This window comes from Rhizobium arsenicireducens, from assembly GCF_964021225.1.
In genome coordinates this window covers 2,478,718-2,493,264 of sequence record NZ_CAXHYK020000001.1, presented here as the reverse complement: position 1 = coordinate 2,493,264, position 14,547 = coordinate 2,478,718, and the positions used below count along the sequence as shown (strand labels likewise).

Here is a 14,547-nt window from a genome sequence, read left to right as displayed (position 1 = left end):
CTCTTCCGTATTGTTCGTAGCGTCGGTCTGCGACGCCTGCCCGCTCTTGTCGGCCACTTCCGGTGTTGGTTCCGGCAGGCCGTCGCGCAGCTTGGCCTCTATCTTCGGGATCTCCGGCAGTTCCGGCTTGGAGATCAGTGCCCGCTTCCATTGATAGGTCGCTTCGAGCTTGCGGCCGACGCGCCAGTAGGCATCGCCCAGATGGTCGTTGATGGTCGCGTCGCCGGCCTTGAGCTCGATTGCACGTTCCAGCTCTCTCACGGCCTCATCGAAGCGGCCCAGGCGATAATAAGCCCAGCCGAGTGAGTCGATGATATAGCCATCGTCAGGGCGAAGCTCGACCGCCTTGCGGATCATGTCGAGGCCTTCTTCCAGGTTTCGGTTCATATCGACCCAGGAATAGCCGAGATAGTTCAAGACCTGTGGCTGGTCCGGATTGAGTTCCAGCGCCTTGCGGAAATTCGGCTCCGCCTGGTCCCATTTCTTCAGGCGCTCATAGGCGATGCCGCGCTGGAAGAAGATCGACCAATAGTTCTGTGCGGGATTTGGGCCAATGATCTCGACCGCCTTGTCGTAGTTTTCTGCCATGGCAGCATAGTCCTTGGCCTCGGACAGAACGCTGCCAAAGGCGAGATAGCTGCGGATGTCGGCTGGATCGGAATCGATCAGCGACTTGAGGTGCTGGCGTGCCTCCTCCACCTTGCCGGTTTCGGCAAGCGTCAGGCCGAGCTGCAGCTCGGAAATGCGGCGCATCGGCGAGGTGGCGGGCACCTGGCCATAGAAGCGGATGGCCCGTTCCGGCTGCTCGGCTTTTTCGGCAATGCTGCCAAGCAGGATCAGCGTATCGGCGCTGTTCGGGTCGAGGGCGCGGGCAAGCTGGAGATAGAGCATGACCGTGTCTTCCGCGCCGTCGCGGTTCAGCGCGCCACCGATCGAAAACAAAACGCCCGCGGCGCCCTGGACCGCCGTCTTGGCAAGCGATTCCGGTGTCTCACCCGCTTCGATCCGTTCGCGAAGCGCCTTGAACGGGGCGAAGTTGGAGATCATCGCGTCGCCGGTAGAAATCGCGTCGAGTGCCTTCTGTTTGTTGCCCTGCTGCGCTTCCAGCGTGGCGAGCGACATGACCGCGCGGGTAAAGGTGTCGGGTGCGGTCGCCGCGCCGGACTTGTCGGTCAGAACGTCAACGAAATTGCGCCGGGCCGCATCGGCGTCGCCGATCAGGGCGGCTATTGCTCCGGCGTTATAGCGCTGGAAGATGGCGTACCATTCCGGGCCCTTGAGCCCTTCGACCAGGGCCAGCGCTTCCTTGCCCTGTCCCGCCCCGACCTTGTTCCAGGCGACGAGCAACTGGTTCATCAGGCGGTCGAGATCGTTCGGCCCGCTATAGTTGAGGATCTTCTCCGCCTCGGCGTGTTCGCCCTTGCGGATTGCTTCGAGCGCACGTGCGACCGAGGTAACGCGCTCGACGGCTTCGTCGTTCTTCAGTTCTTCGGCAAGTGCCACACCCTCGTCGAAATCTCCATTCATGAACAGGGCGAGCATCAGCCGTTCCTGGATGTCGAGCTCGTTCGGCGAGTAGGACAGCGCTTTCTTGTAGAGCGCGATGGCGTTCACATAGTCCCGGTTGGCATCGGCGGTGCGGGCGGCAAGGAACGAGCCGGAAAACGTGTCGACGCTCTCGAGGTCGAACGTCTGCGTCTCCGCAGGCTTTGCCTCATCGGTGGACTGGGCGTGGACAAGGCCGGAGGGAGAGATCCCGACCAGTAAGGCGAGTGCCGTGCCGGCGAGCAGACGAATGGCAAGACTTTGCCGCATGAAAGAGCCTTTCAAGAATTGATGACCAGCCGCCACGGGCTGTTGATACCCCAGAATGCGGGAATGTAACCTGCACAGAATGGCTTTTTTGAAGCAGCCTCGCAAGGAGACACCCCAGCTGCTTCAATTGACGCGGGCAATGCAGAAGTCGATGACGTCCATAAGCGCCGATTTCCATTCGGTCTCCGGCAGCGGGGCCAGCGCGTCGCGGGCGATCGTGCCATAATGCAGGGCCCGGGCGATCGTGTCGTTGAGCGCGCCGTATTTGGTAATCAGGCCGAGCGCCTTTTCCAGCCGCGCATCGTCGTTCTGTCCCTGCTCGATCGCATCACGCCAGAATTCACGCTCCTCCTTGGTGCCGCGCCGATAGGCGAGGATGACGGGAAGCGTGATCTTGCCTTCACGAAAATCGTCGCCGACATTCTTGCCGAGATCGACCGCCTTGCCGCCGTAGTCGAGTGCATCGTCGACCAGCTGGAAAGCAAGGCCGAGGTTCATGCCATAGGATTTCAGCGCATTGCGGCCGGCCTTGTCGGCGCCGGCAATGATCGGCCCCACTTCGGCCGCGGCGGCGAAGAGGGCCGCCGTCTTGGCGCGGATGACCGAGAGATAGTCGTCCTCGGTGGTCTCCATGTTCTTGGCGACGGAAAGCTGAAGCACCTCGCCCTCGGCGATCACCGATGCGGCCGCGGAGAGCACGTCGAGCGCCTCGAGCGACCCGACCTCGACCATCATGCGGAAAGCCTGACCGAGCAGGAAGTCACCGACCAGGACGCTCGCCTGGTTGCCCCAGATCATCCGGGCTGTCGACTTGCCGCGGCGAAGGTCGCTCTCGTCGACCACGTCGTCGTGCAGCAGCGTCGCGGTGTGCATGAACTCGACGCTGGTGGCGAGTTTCACGTCGCCGTCGCCCTTGTAGTCGAACAGTGCAGCAGAGGCGAGCGTCAGCATTGGGCGAAGCCGCTTGCCGCCGGACGAGATCAAATGATTGGCGACTTCCGGGATCATCTGCACATTGGAGCCGGCCTTCGACAGAATGAGCTGGTTCACCCGTTCCATACCTGGCTTTGTCAGGTCCACCAGAGGCTGGATGGATGCCTGTTTGTTTTTGTTTTCCTCAAGCGGTATGACTACGCCCAACGCACCGGACTCCTATTGCATTCTCGGCGCGACAATAAAAAGCGGCCGCATGATGGGCAAGCCCGAATCGGTCGCCCAGGCCTTTTTAGGAAGGGTTTTGAGGCGCAATGTACGAGATTATCCGCACCAACGACGCCGTCCTCCTGTCCTTTGCCGAAAGCCTGATGAAGGATGCCGGGATTTCCTGCATGATCGCCGATCAGGCGATGAGCATTCTCGAAGGCTCGCTCGGCATGCTTCCGCGTCGTTTGCTGGTCGAGAGCGATCGGGCGGATGAGGCGCGCGGCATACTCATCGACGCGGGCCTCGCAGACGAATTGCGCGATCCAAAGGACTGATCCGTGCCCGCGTCTGATCCGATCGCTGAAACCATCGACGCCTTTCATCGTGGCCGCTTTCATCTGGTCCAGCCCAAGGGCAGGGGCCATCGTGCGGGAATGGACGCCATGCTGCTCGCATCGCTGGTCGATGCGTCGAGGCCTGTCCGGGTCGCCGATCTCGGCGCAGGTGCCGGCGCGGCCGGTCTGGCGGTTGCCGCCCGGCTCGAAGGTGCACGGGTGACGCTGGTCGAGCGATCGCCGGAAATGATCGCCTTTGCCGCAAAGAGCCTGGCACTCGCCGAGAACGCCGCCATTGCCCGCCGCGTGGTGCTCGTGGAGGCCGACGTGACGCTGACGGGCCGGGCGCGGGTTGCCGCCGGTCTTGCCGATGATGCCTTTGACCATGTCATCATGAACCCGCCCTTCAATGACGCCGGTGATCGCAGGACGCCGGATGCATTGAAAGCGGAGGCCCATGCGATGACCGAGCGCCTTTTTGAGCGCTGGATCCGCACGGCTGGCGCCATCATGGTGCCGGGCGGGCAACTGTCGCTGATTGCCCGTCCGCAGTCGATCGCCGAAATCGTCGATGCCTGCGGCCGCCGCTTCGGCGGGTTGGAGGTGACGCCCGTCCATCCCCGGGCCGGAGAGAACGCCGTGCGAATTCTGGTGACTGCGATCAAGGGATCGAAGGCTCGCCTCAACCTGCGCGCGCCCCTCCTGATGCACGACGACCCGGAGAGCCACAAGTTCTCCGCCTTGGTCGACGATCTGAACAATGGCCGTGCTGCCTATGCCCGCAAGAACCGATGATTTTCTGAATGCCGCCATTGTGTTTGCCGCCTCGTATCTTACATCACCATGCGACAGATGAACGAGATTACGAGGTAAGCGATCGATGACGGGCTTGTTGAAGCGTCTGGTGCCCAAGCGGTTCCGCAATGACGGATTGGTGATCCCGGTCGTGCGCCTGCACGGCGCGATCATGAGCGGCGGCAGCCGGTTCAAGCCGCAGCTCAATCTGGCGAGCGTGGCGCCGGCGCTGGACAAGGCCTTCTCGAAAAAGGATAGCCCCGCCGTTGCTCTCTCGATCAATTCCCCAGGCGGATCGCCCGTCCAGTCGCGCCTGATCTTCGAACGTATCCGGGCGCTTGCCGAGGAAAGGAACAAGCGCGTGCTGGTCTTCGTCGAGGATGTGGCGGCCTCCGGCGGCTACATGATCGCGCTGGCCGGCGACGAGATCTTTGCCGATGCGACGTCGATCGTCGGCTCGATCGGAGTCGTCTCCGGCGGTTTCGGCTTCCCGGAACTGCTGAAGAAGATCGGCGTCGAGCGCCGCGTCTACACCGCCGGCGAGAACAAGGTGATTCTCGATCCCTTCCAGCCGGAAAAGGAAAGCGACATCGACTATCTCAAGTCGTTGCAGGTCGAGATCCACGAGATCTTCATCGACATGGTGAAATCCCGCCGCGGCAGCGCTCTGGCCGATGATCCGGACATTTTCTCCGGCCTGTTCTGGACCGGTCGTCGCGGCATCCAACTGGGCCTCGTCGACAGCCTTGGTAATATGCGCGAGGAGATCAGGAGGCGCTACGGCAGGGACGCCAAGCTTGAACTGGTCTCGGGCGGCAAGGATTTCTTCGGCCGCAGGCTTCCGGGCGTCGATGCGAAGGGGGCCGGCATGGAGCAGATGGCCGCAGCCGCGGTATCGGGACTTGCCGAGACACTGGAAGAAAAGGCATTGTGGAGCCGTTACGGACTCTGACTGCGTGAGGGAATATGTCGCGGATCATCTTTTTCGTCGTTCTGATCGGCGGCGCCTATTTTCTCTATCGCCGCTTCGTGTCCGATGCCGCAAAGCTCCAGGCGAAATCGAAGGCTGCGGAAAAAGAGCGCGAGACCGGCGCCATGGGCACACTGGTCAAGGACGAGGTGACCGGGGAATACCGGGTCAAGCGCGAGGATGAGTAGAATCATCAAAGGCGGCCCGGGAGCCGCCTTTGATGTCTGGCAATGCTACGCGTGAATTATTCTGCCGCGTCCTTTTCGGATGATGTCACTAGGTCGTCTTCGAATGGACCGGTGATGACACGCTGCAGGCTGAAATCCACCAGCAGCTTCTCACGGTGCCATTCGCCCGCCATCGGCGCTGTTGCGTATTCGTGGAAGCAGGGTGTGCCGAGGGTCCAATGTAGAAGCTTGGCCTCCGGGTTGGGACCGAATTCGTCCGGCAGCCAATTCCAGACCTTCGGGATTTCTCCGACGAGGTCATCGGAGAGCCAGGTGAAACGGTGCAACTGCGCGCCGGTCGAGTTCATGACGAACTCGGGCGTGACGACTTTGTTGGCCGGATGCCCGCAATTCCACAGCACAACGCTCGACCAGTTCTTGCGCGGATAGTCGACATTGGCTGATCCTAGGTATTTGGTCGACGCCTTGGTCTTGTAGTCATGGTGTACGCACATGACCGCCTTTGTCTCGTCGCGCATAGCCCAGAGCTTGGCGATGTCGTCACGAACCAGCATGTCGCCGTCGACGAACAGCGCCCATCCTGAATAGTCCGTCAAGTGCGGTAGCAGGAAACGGCTGTAGATGAACTCGTTCGAGCCGTCACTATGGGTCTCGGTGTAGACTTTCAGATTGTTGAGCGCCAGTGGCGTGAAGGATATGACCTCGCTCGCATGGCGGATCATGCTGTTGGCGCACACGTGATAGGCGATAGCTTCACGCGGGTCGTACCCGATAAATACTTTAATCATGGAATGTACTCCAATCTGTCCTTCTTGCCAGCTCAACGACTTCTAGACTTTGAGCGAGGCGTTCTAGGCTTTGAAGCGGGGTCAACGCAAGTGAAGAATCGACGACCCAAACGAGTCTACGGTATCGGCAACGGTCAGTTGCTTCAAGTTGGCGCGCGCGCGGAGCATAGGCTAAACACTTGCCCGCGAACCGCCGGTGCCGCGCGCTTCAAAAACCTTGACCCTCTGCGCCCGCCGTGGCACCAGACGGGCGACCCTCGAAGACAAATTCCGGATGACAAATCCCATGACCGAGACCAGCCTCGCCCCGCACATGGACCCCAAGCGCTCGTTCCAGGCCCTGATCCTGACGCTGCACAACTATTGGGCCGACAAGGGTTGCGCGGTTCTCCAGCCCTACGACATGGAAGTGGGCGCCGGCACCTTCCATCCGGCAACGACGCTGCGTGCGCTCGGCCCCAAGCCTTGGAAGGCCGCCTACGTCCAGCCGTCGCGCCGTCCCTCCGATGGCCGTTACGGTGAAAATCCGAACCGTCTTCAGCACTATTACCAGTATCAGGTCATCCTGAAGCCGAACCCGTCGAACCTGCAGGAGCTTTATCTCGGCTCGCTGGCCGCCATCGGCCTCGATCCGCTGCTGCACGACATCCGCTTCGTCGAGGACGACTGGGAAAGCCCGACGCTTGGCGCCTGGGGCCTTGGCTGGGAATGCTGGTGCGATGGCATGGAAGTCTCGCAGTTCACCTACTTCCAGCAGGTCTGCGGCATTGAATGCTCGCCGGTTGCCGGCGAGCTGACCTATGGTCTGGAGCGGCTCGCCATGTATGTGCAGGGCGTCGACAACGTCTACGACCTCAACTTCAACGGCCGCGAAGGCGACGAGAAGATCTCCTATGGAGAAGTCTTCCTGCAGGCCGAGCAGGAATATTCGCGGCACAATTTCGAGTTTGCCAATACCGAAATGCTGCACCGGCATTTCATTGATGCCGAAAAGGAATGCCTGGCGCTCTTGGCCGCCGGCGCTCCGGGCGAAAACGACAATCAGCGCCTGCACAAATGCGTCTTCCCGGCCTATGACCAGTGCATCAAGGCTTCCCATGTCTTCAACCTGCTCGACGCCCGTGGGGTCATTTCGGTGACCGAGCGCCAGAGCTACATCCTGCGGGTGCGTACGCTGGCCAAGGCCTGTGGTGAAGCCTTCCTGCTGACCGATGCCGGTGGGGTCAATTTCGGCAAGGCTGCATGAGCAAAGGCCGGCACCTGTCGGCCAGGTCTCTGGCCCTCGGGCTGACAGGGGCTCGCCGTGCCTGGAACGTGTGTGCATGGCTCAGCGGCCTGATGCTGATTGTTTCGGTCGGCTTCTATCTCTACATCGGCTTCGTCAGCTATGTTATCGAGCAAACCGGCTCGGCCTTTCGCACTGGCGTCGAGAGCGAGCTGTTTCAGGTGATATTGACCGCATCGGGCGTGTTCGATCTCTGCCTGATCGTGCTTGTGGTCCTCACCATCCTGTTTTTCCTCCGCTGGATCTGGCTTTCCGTCACGCTGGCGCGCGCGGTGCGTCGGCAAAGTGTCCGTTATTCGCCGTGGGTGGCCGTTGCCGGCTTCCTTGTGCCGATCGCCAATCTCTGGATGTCGCTCTTCACTCTGGTGGATATTGAAGCGTTTTCAGCCACGCAGGAGACGCGAGCGGCCTCGGCTTTCCCCTGGTTTCCCGCCGGCATAGTGTTGTCGGGCTCCCTTGCCTACGGTCTCGGGCAGATCGTCAGCATCACTCCGGTCGATGGCTTCGCTGATCCGGCCGCAAGCCAAATGCTCATGCAGGTTGCTGCCGCCGGTTCGATCGCCCATCTGGTCTTGCTGATGTTGACCCACGCCTATATGCGCATGGTGTTGCCCGGACAGGAGTTGGCCCTTGTCGAATTGACCGAAGCAGAGGGGCCGGTGTCTGCCGCATTCAATGGGGATGACAGCGCGCGCCCGTGATCCGGGGATGACTTTCTCCGGCCGAGCGCCTAAGGTCGCCTCAATATTGGACCGGCTGGAGCATCACCATGTATACTATTCTTGCTATTCTCGTTGTCGTCGCACTTTATGCAGTCTTCATCTACAACGGACTCGTCAAGTCGCGCCAGATGACCGAGGAGGCTTGGTCCGGCATTGACGTCCAGTTGAAGCGCCGCGCCGACCTCATCCCTAACCTGATCGAGACGGTCAAGGGCTATGCCGCGCACGAGAAATCGACCTTCGAGGAAGTAGTAGAACTCAGGAACCGCGCCCAGGCCGTGCCGGCAGGCGATGTAGCGGGGCGTGCGGCTGCCGAAGGACTTCTCGGCCAAGCGCTCGGCAAGATCGTCGCTCTCGCGGAAGCCTATCCCGAACTGAAAGCCAACGAGAATTTCATGGAGCTGCACCGTTCGCTCGATACGATCGAAGGCGAGATCCAGATGTCGCGGCGCTATTACAATGGCGCTGCCCGCGACCTGAACGTCAAGGTTGACAGCTTCCCGTCCAATATGGTCGCCCGCCAATTCGGCTTCTCCAAGGCCGGCTATTTCGAGATCGCCAACGATGCCGACCGCGCCGTTCCGAGCGTGAAATTCTAGACGCGGGCCTGTCTTGTCCGCCTTGAGCTCAGCATGAAAACCGACAGAGTAACCATCCTTCCGCCCGGCCGCCCGCTTTGCGGGCGCGTCAATCCGCCGGGCTCCAAGTCGATCACCAACCGTGCGCTACTGCTTGCCGGCCTCGCCCGGGGCACGAGCCGGTTGACTGGCGCGCTGAAGAGCGACGACACGCGCTACATGGCGGAAGCGCTGCGCGCCATGGGCGTCACCGTCGAAGAGCCAGATGCGACGACCTTCGTCGTTACCGGCACCGGCGAACTCAAGCCGCCGGCAGCGCCGCTCTTTCTGGGCAATGCCGGAACCGCCACGCGTTTCCTGACGGCCGCGCTCGCGCTTAGCCGAGGCCGCTATGTTGTCGACGGTGACGAGCACATGCGCAAGCGGCCGATCAAGCCGCTGGTCGAGGCTTTGAAATCGCTCGGCGTCGCAATCGAGGCGCCGAGCGGTTGCCCACCGGTGACCATCGACGCGACCGGGAGTTTCGCCACCAACAAGGTCGTGATCGACGCCGGCCTTTCCAGCCAATATGTCTCCGCCTTGCAGATGGCCGCTGCCTGCGGCTCTGAGCCCTTCGAGATCGAGCTTGCCGGGGCCGATATCGGTGCGCGCGGCTATATCGACCTTACGCTTGCCGCCATGCGCGCCTTCGGCGCCTCGGTTAGCCAGCCGACCCCTTCCTCCTGGCGCATCGAGCCGACGGGCTATGTCGCGACGGACTTCCACGTCGAACCCGATGCCTCGGCGGCTACCTATCTCTGGGCGGCGGCGGTTCTGACCGGCGGCTCCGTGGATATCGGGACGGCAGCGGAGGATTTCACCCAGCCTGACGCCAGAGCCCATGACGTGATCGCCGCTTTCCCGCGCATGCCCGCCGTGGTCGACGGCTCGCAGATGCAGGATGCCATTCCGACGATCGCTGTATTGGCTGCCTTTAACCAGACGCCGGTACGCTTCGTTGGGATAGCCAATCTCCGCGTCAAGGAGTGCGACCGCATCCGGGCGCTCTCGACCGGGCTCAACAGTATCCGCGAAGGTCTGGCGGTTGAGGAGGGCGACGACCTGATCGTCCATTCCGATCCGGCACTTGCCGACCAGAGCCTTCCCGCCGAGATCGACACCTTTGCCGATCATCGGATCGCGATGAGCTTTGCACTCGCTGGCCTGAAGATCCGCGACATCACCATTCTCGACCCCGGCTGCGTCGCCAAGACCTATCCCGGCTACTGGGATGCGCTGGCCTCGCTCGGCGTCGAGCTCAAACACGGATAGACGTCATGAATATGGTGCTCCGCCTGCTGACAGCAGTCCTCGTCCTTGTCGCTGCGGCCAGTCAATCCTTGGCCGCCGAGGTCATCCGCGACTATCACGCCAATATCGATGTAGCGGCTGACGGTACTCTGACGGTAACCGAGACCATAGAGGTCGCCGCCGAAGGCCAGGAGATCAAGCGGGGCATCTTCCGCGACTTCCCGCTTTATGCCGAGGATGCTTCGGGCCGTCGTGTCGAGGTTGATTTCGACCTCGTCTCGGTCGAGCGCGATGGCGCGCCGGAGGAGTACCACACCGAGAGCATCGCCGGCGGGATCCGAATCTATGCGGGCTCCGCCGACGTCTTCCTCAACCCCGGTGACTACACCTACACCATCACCTATACGACCGGGCGGCAGATCCGTTATTTCGAAGATCATGACGAACTATACTGGAACGTCACCGGCAACGGCTGGCGTTTTCCCATCCTGAATGCTTCTGCCAGCGTGACGCTGCCGGGCGACGTCCGGCCCACGCAGGTGGCCTATTACACCGGTTACATGGGGTCGACCGCCACCGATGCGCGTTATGAAATGACGGCGGAGGGACCCTATTTCGAAACCACCCAACGTCTCGGCATCGGCGAGGGTCTGACGATCGTCGTCGGTCTGCCCAAAGGAACCGTCGCAGCGCCGTCTCGCGAGCAGGGCATCTTGTGGTGGCTGCGCGACAACATCAACGCCATCCTCGGGCTTGGCGGTCTTGCCGCGGTCTTCATCTATTATCTACGGTCATGGATGGCTGTTGGCCGTGATCCTGCCGCAGGCGTCATGGTACCGCGCTGGGATCCGCCCGACGGCATTTCCCCGGCTTTGGTCAATTACATCGACAACAAGGGTTTTTCCGGTGAAGGCTGGACGGCGCTGTCCGCCTCGCTGCTCGACCTTGCGGTCAAGGGCTACGTCGTGCTCGATGATCTTGACAAGTCGATCGTCGTCCATCGCACCGATAAACCGGTGGCCGGCAAGCTTCCGGCCGGTCAGGCGAGCCTGATCGCCTCACTTGGCGAGCCTGGGAACAGCCTGACGATCGACAAGGCGAATGGCAAACGGGTCCAGACCGTGGGCAAGAAGTTTCGCAGCGCGATCGAAAAGGAACACAGCGGCAAATACTATCGGGCCAACATCGGTCACATTGTCGGCGGGGTCGTTCTCAGTGTCGCGGCACTCGCTGTCCTGCTGATCTTCGGGTCGCTGACCGAAGACACGATCGGTCTCCTTTTTGCGCCGATCATGGTTGGACTGTTCATGGCGTTTTTTGCGGTCCGTCTTGGTGCAGGCGTGCAGCGGGGTTCGCCACTGATCGTCCGGATCATCTCGATCGTCGGCTTGGCCATCCTCGGCTTCGTGGCGTTGGCCATGGCCGGCTTCTATCTCTTGGCCGTCTTCATCGACTTTGCCGAAACCCACCAGATCCCCGCGCTGATCGGCGTCGGCGGTATCGTGCTGCTCAATGCCCTGTTCTTCTTCCTGATGGGCGCGCCGACGCCGGTCGGGCGCAAACTCATGGACGGCATCGAGGGCCTGCGCACCTATATGACGCTCGCGGAGAAGGACCGCTTGAACATGCGGGGCGCGCCAAATATGTCGCCGCAGCATTTCGAGACGCTTCTGCCCTATGCGGTGGCGCTTGGCGTCGAAAAGCCCTGGACGCGCACCTTCGAGACCTGGCTTGCCTCGGCGGCCGCGGGGGCTGCTGCCGCAAGCTATCAGCCGGCCTGGTATCACGGCGCCCATCCCGGCGATTTCGGCGGCCGGATCGGCGGCTTCTCGTCCGCCATGGCCTCGACGATTGCCTCCACCATCCCGGCCCCGCCCAAAAGCTCGTCCTCCGGTTTCTCCTCCGGCGGAGGCTCCTCGGGCGGCGGCGGCGGTGGCGGTGGCGGGGGAGGGTGGTGAGGACCCACGGCGCCCCGGCAGGTAGGGGTGATCCGGTCGCCGTCTTCTATGATCTCACACTCTCCATGCCAAATTCACGATTGTGCGGACCGGGCAAATTTTGCTAGCAGGGGCTAGCTTTTTGTCATCGCACCCCGGACCTGCGGTCCGCCCCTCCCTCTTCAAGGGGAGGGTGAGGAAAGAGAACATGCCCGATCTTCTGCTCGAACTCCGCTCCGAAGAGATTCCCGCCCGCATGCAGCGCAAGGCGGCCGGCGATCTGAAGAAGCTCGTCACCGACGCGCTGGTCGAGGCCGGCCTCCACTACGAGGGTGCGCGGGAATACTGGACACCGCGCCGGCTGACGCTGGACATTCGCGGCCTGTCGGCCCGGTCGGCTGATATCCGCGAAGAGAAGAAGGGTCCGAGCGTCAGCGCGCCGCAACAGGCGATCGACGGCTTTTTGCGCGGCGCGGGGCTTTCCTCCATCGACCAGGCGATCGTCAAGACCGATCCGAAGAAGGGCGACTTCTATGTCGCCTATCTCGACAAGCCGGGCCGCGCGGCCGACGCGATCGTCGCCGAGGTCATGCCGGGCATCATCCGCACCTTCCCCTGGCCGAAATCGATGCGCTCCGGTGCCGCCTCCATGCCCAGGGGTTCGAGTTTTGCCGGCATCGAGGGCAAGGGCTCGGAAGCGCTGCGCTGGGTGCGCCCCTTGCAGTCGATCGTCTGCACCTTCGGCACCGATCATGACGAAACCATCGTCATCCCCTTCGAGATCGACGGTATCACCGCCGGCAATGTCACTTACGGCCACCGTTTCCATGCACCGGATGCCATCACCGTGCGCCGCTTCGACGATTATGTCGCGAGCCTCGAAAAGGCCAAGGTCATCCTCGACGCCGAGCGCCGCAAGCAGATCATCGCCCAGGACGCCGCCAATCTCGCCTTCGCCAACGGCCTCGATCTCGTCGAAGACGAAGGCCTGCTGGAAGAAGTCTCCGGCCTCGTCGAATATCCGCATGTGCTGCTCGGCACCTTCGAACAGGATTACCTGGCCATCCCGGCCGAGATCATCCGGCTGACCATCAAGACCAACCAGAAGTGCTTCGTCACCCGCCCGCACGGCGAGACGGAAAAGCTCTCCAACCATTTCGTGCTCGTCTCCAATATCGAGGCGAAGGATGGCGGGAAGGAAATCATGCACGGCAATGGCAAGGTCGTGCGCGCCCGCCTGTCGGACGCCAAGCATTTCTGGACCCGCGACCAGGGCGACCTGCCGGATCTCGACACGCTGAAGGCCTCGGCCGAAAAGTTCGGCCTCGACCTGAAAAAGCCGCTCGACCAGCGCATGGCCAAGCTCGACGCGCTGAACGTCACCTTCCACGCCAAGCTCGGCACGCAAGGCCAGCGCGTCGCCCGCATCCGCGCGCTGGCGAGCGAACTGGCACCGATCGTCGGTGCCGACGCAGCGCTCGTCGACCGCGCTGTGGTGCTCGCCAAGGCGGATCTCCGCACCGAAGCCGTCGGCGAATTCCCCGAACTCCAGGGCCTGATGGGCCGCCGCTATGCGCTCCTGCAGGGCGAAGACGCCGCCGTCGCGGCCGCGATCGAGGATCACTGGAAGCCGAACGGACCTTCCGATCGCCTGCCGGAAGACAAGGTCGGCCTGACGGTCGCGCTCGCCGACAAGCTCGATACGCTCACCGGCTTCTGGGCGATCGACGAGAAGCCGACCGGCTCGAAGGACCCCTATGCGCTCCGCCGTGCGGCGCTCGGCGTGGTGCGGATGATCTTGGAGAAGGGCATTCGGATTAGTTTGGCTCCAATATTGAGCTTGAGCGGAAAGGTTCTTGCAGCGCAAAAGGTAAACCGCCTGTATGAACAGTCGAAGCGATTAGCCGAACTGGTCAGTGAAGCAGGTGAATATCGAGATAAGGTATTCGGCGGTGGGGAAGGTAGAATTGTCGTCGAGGATAATTCAGAAATCACGTCATCGATGCTTGATTTCTTCCACGACCGTCTGAAGGTCTACCTGCGCGACCAGGGCGCCCGCCACGACATCATCGATGCGGTGCTGACCCCTGAGGCAGACGAACTGCTGATGGTCGCCCGCCGCGCCGAAGCGCTGACCGCCTTCATCACCTCCGAGGATGGCATAAACCTTCTCGCCGGCACCAAGCGCGCCACCCAGCTTCTGGCCGCCGAAGAGAAAAAGGGCACCGTGATCGCCGATGGCGTGTCGGAGGCCCTGCTGACGCTCTATGCCGAAAAGGCGCTCTTTGCCGCGATCAGGACGGCCAGCGCCGAAGCCGCCGATGCGGTGGCCAGGGAGGACTTCCGCTCGGCCATGCAGGCGCTGTCGAAGCTGCGCGCCCCGGTCGACACCTTCTTCGACGACGTGCTGGTCAACGACGACGATGCCGCCATCCGCGCCAACCGTCTCGCTTTGCTGAAAGCCATCCGCGAAGCCACCGGCACCGTCGCCGACTTCTCGAAGATCGTGGGGTGAGGCGCGGTCCCGCGTCCGCGGGACCAATCGATCCAGCGAATTGATTGGAGCGCCGAACGCCCTGAGCCCAAAGCGAAGGGCCGGGCAGGGCGGTCCCGCGTCCGCGGGACCAATCGATCCAGCGAATCGATTGGAGCGCCGAACGCCCTGAGCCCAAAGCGAAGGGCCGGGCAGGGCGGTCCCGCG

Annotated in this window: 12 protein-coding genes and 1 pseudogene; 10 read left to right on the top strand and 3 right to left on the bottom strand. The window is 62.2% G+C overall.

The window, feature by feature from the left end; all coding sequences use genetic code 11:
• Positions 1-45: 45 nt before the first annotated feature.
• Both ACWPVA_RS12470 and ACWPVA_RS12465 read right to left on the bottom strand, forming a co-directional pair.
• Positions 46-1,815 (bottom strand): annotated as a pseudogene (locus tag ACWPVA_RS12470) (tetratricopeptide repeat protein); the annotation flags it as partial.
• Between the two features lie 123 nt (positions 1,816-1,938).
• The gene (locus ACWPVA_RS12465) at positions 1,939-2,955 is read right to left on the bottom strand and encodes a polyprenyl synthetase family protein (protein ID WP_454287997.1); all 1,017 of its coding nucleotides are present in this window, start codon (positions 2,953-2,955) and stop codon (positions 1,939-1,941) included.
• 107 nt (positions 2,956-3,062) lie between these two features.
• Here ACWPVA_RS12465 and ACWPVA_RS12460 point away from each other — a divergent pair, with 107 nt between their 5' ends.
• The 4 genes from ACWPVA_RS12460 (at position 3,063) to ACWPVA_RS12445 (ending at position 5,246) form a co-directional block, all read left to right on the top strand.
• Positions 3,063-3,293, top strand: coding sequence for a putative signal transducing protein (locus tag ACWPVA_RS12460; protein WP_454287996.1), 231 nt, complete (start codon positions 3,063-3,065; stop codon positions 3,291-3,293).
• A gap of 3 nt (positions 3,294-3,296) precedes the next feature.
• The gene (locus ACWPVA_RS12455; protein ID WP_454287995.1) at positions 3,297-4,088 is read left to right on the top strand and encodes a tRNA1(Val) (adenine(37)-N6)-methyltransferase; all 792 of its coding nucleotides are present in this window, start codon (positions 3,297-3,299) and stop codon (positions 4,086-4,088) included.
• A gap of 85 nt (positions 4,089-4,173) precedes the next feature.
• A complete protein-coding gene (locus ACWPVA_RS12450; RefSeq protein ID WP_454287994.1) occupies positions 4,174-5,040 on the top strand; it encodes a S49 family peptidase in 867 nt (288 codons plus the stop codon).
• A 14-nt stretch (positions 5,041-5,054) separates the two neighbouring features.
• Positions 5,055-5,246, top strand: coding sequence for a hypothetical protein (locus ACWPVA_RS12445; protein WP_454287993.1), 192 nt, complete (start codon positions 5,055-5,057; stop codon positions 5,244-5,246).
• 56 nt (positions 5,247-5,302) lie between these two features.
• On the opposite strand, the gene ACWPVA_RS12440 is transcribed toward ACWPVA_RS12445, so the two are convergent.
• Positions 5,303-6,034, bottom strand: coding sequence for a glycosyltransferase (locus ACWPVA_RS12440; protein ID WP_454287992.1), 732 nt, complete (start codon positions 6,032-6,034; stop codon positions 5,303-5,305).
• A gap of 313 nt (positions 6,035-6,347) precedes the next feature.
• Between ACWPVA_RS12440 and ACWPVA_RS12435 the strand changes: the two genes are divergently transcribed.
• From ACWPVA_RS12435 to glyS, 6 genes are all read left to right on the top strand, one after another.
• Entirely contained in the window at positions 6,348-7,280 is a 933-nt protein-coding gene (locus ACWPVA_RS12435) for a glycine--tRNA ligase subunit alpha (RefSeq protein WP_454289582.1), read from the top strand.
• Positions 7,277-8,020, top strand: a complete 744-nt coding sequence (locus tag ACWPVA_RS12430; protein ID WP_454287991.1) for a DUF4328 domain-containing protein — start codon at positions 7,277-7,279, stop codon at positions 8,018-8,020. The genes ACWPVA_RS12435 and ACWPVA_RS12430 overlap by 4 nt, the downstream gene beginning before the upstream one ends.
• A 68-nt stretch (positions 8,021-8,088) precedes the next feature.
• Positions 8,089-8,640: a LemA family protein gene (locus ACWPVA_RS12425; protein ID WP_454287990.1), complete on the top strand. Its 552-nt coding sequence runs from the start codon at positions 8,089-8,091 to the stop codon at positions 8,638-8,640.
• A gap of 33 nt (positions 8,641-8,673) precedes the next feature.
• A complete protein-coding gene (locus ACWPVA_RS12420; RefSeq protein WP_454287989.1) occupies positions 8,674-9,930 on the top strand; it encodes a 3-phosphoshikimate 1-carboxyvinyltransferase in 1,257 nt (418 codons plus the stop codon).
• Positions 9,931-9,935: 5 nt separating this feature from the next.
• Positions 9,936-11,867, top strand: a complete 1,932-nt coding sequence (locus tag ACWPVA_RS12415) for a DUF2207 domain-containing protein (protein ID WP_454287988.1) — start codon at positions 9,936-9,938, stop codon at positions 11,865-11,867.
• Between the two features lie 187 nt (positions 11,868-12,054).
• The gene (gene glyS / locus ACWPVA_RS12410; protein WP_454287987.1) at positions 12,055-14,361 is read left to right on the top strand and encodes a glycine--tRNA ligase subunit beta; all 2,307 of its coding nucleotides are present in this window, start codon (positions 12,055-12,057) and stop codon (positions 14,359-14,361) included.
• Positions 14,362-14,547 lie beyond the last annotated feature (186 nt).

What these genes read in the sequence shown, in the direction of transcription:
- ACWPVA_RS12460 (WP_454287996.1), top strand. Translation starts at nt 3,063, where the DNA reads ATGTACGAGATTATCCGCACCAACGACGCCGTCCTCCTGTCCTTTGCC.
- ACWPVA_RS12450 (WP_454287994.1), top strand. Translation starts at nt 4,174, where the DNA reads ATGACGGGCTTGTTGAAGCGTCTGGTGCCCAAGCGGTTCCGCAATGAC.
- ACWPVA_RS12445 (WP_454287993.1), top strand. Translation starts at nt 5,055, where the DNA reads ATGTCGCGGATCATCTTTTTCGTCGTTCTGATCGGCGGCGCCTATTTT.
- ACWPVA_RS12440 (WP_454287992.1), bottom strand. Translation starts at nt 6,034, where the DNA reads ATGATTAAAGTATTTATCGGGTACGACCCGCGTGAAGCTATCGCCTAT.
- ACWPVA_RS12435 (WP_454289582.1), top strand. Translation starts at nt 6,348, where the DNA reads ATGGACCCCAAGCGCTCGTTCCAGGCCCTGATCCTGACGCTGCACAAC.
- ACWPVA_RS12430 (WP_454287991.1), top strand. Translation starts at nt 7,277, where the DNA reads ATGAGCAAAGGCCGGCACCTGTCGGCCAGGTCTCTGGCCCTCGGGCTG.
- ACWPVA_RS12425 (WP_454287990.1), top strand. Translation starts at nt 8,089, where the DNA reads ATGTATACTATTCTTGCTATTCTCGTTGTCGTCGCACTTTATGCAGTC.
- ACWPVA_RS12420 (WP_454287989.1), top strand. Translation starts at nt 8,674, where the DNA reads ATGAAAACCGACAGAGTAACCATCCTTCCGCCCGGCCGCCCGCTTTGC.
- ACWPVA_RS12415 (WP_454287988.1), top strand. Translation starts at nt 9,936, where the DNA reads ATGAATATGGTGCTCCGCCTGCTGACAGCAGTCCTCGTCCTTGTCGCT.
- glyS (WP_454287987.1), top strand. Translation starts at nt 12,055, where the DNA reads ATGCCCGATCTTCTGCTCGAACTCCGCTCCGAAGAGATTCCCGCCCGC.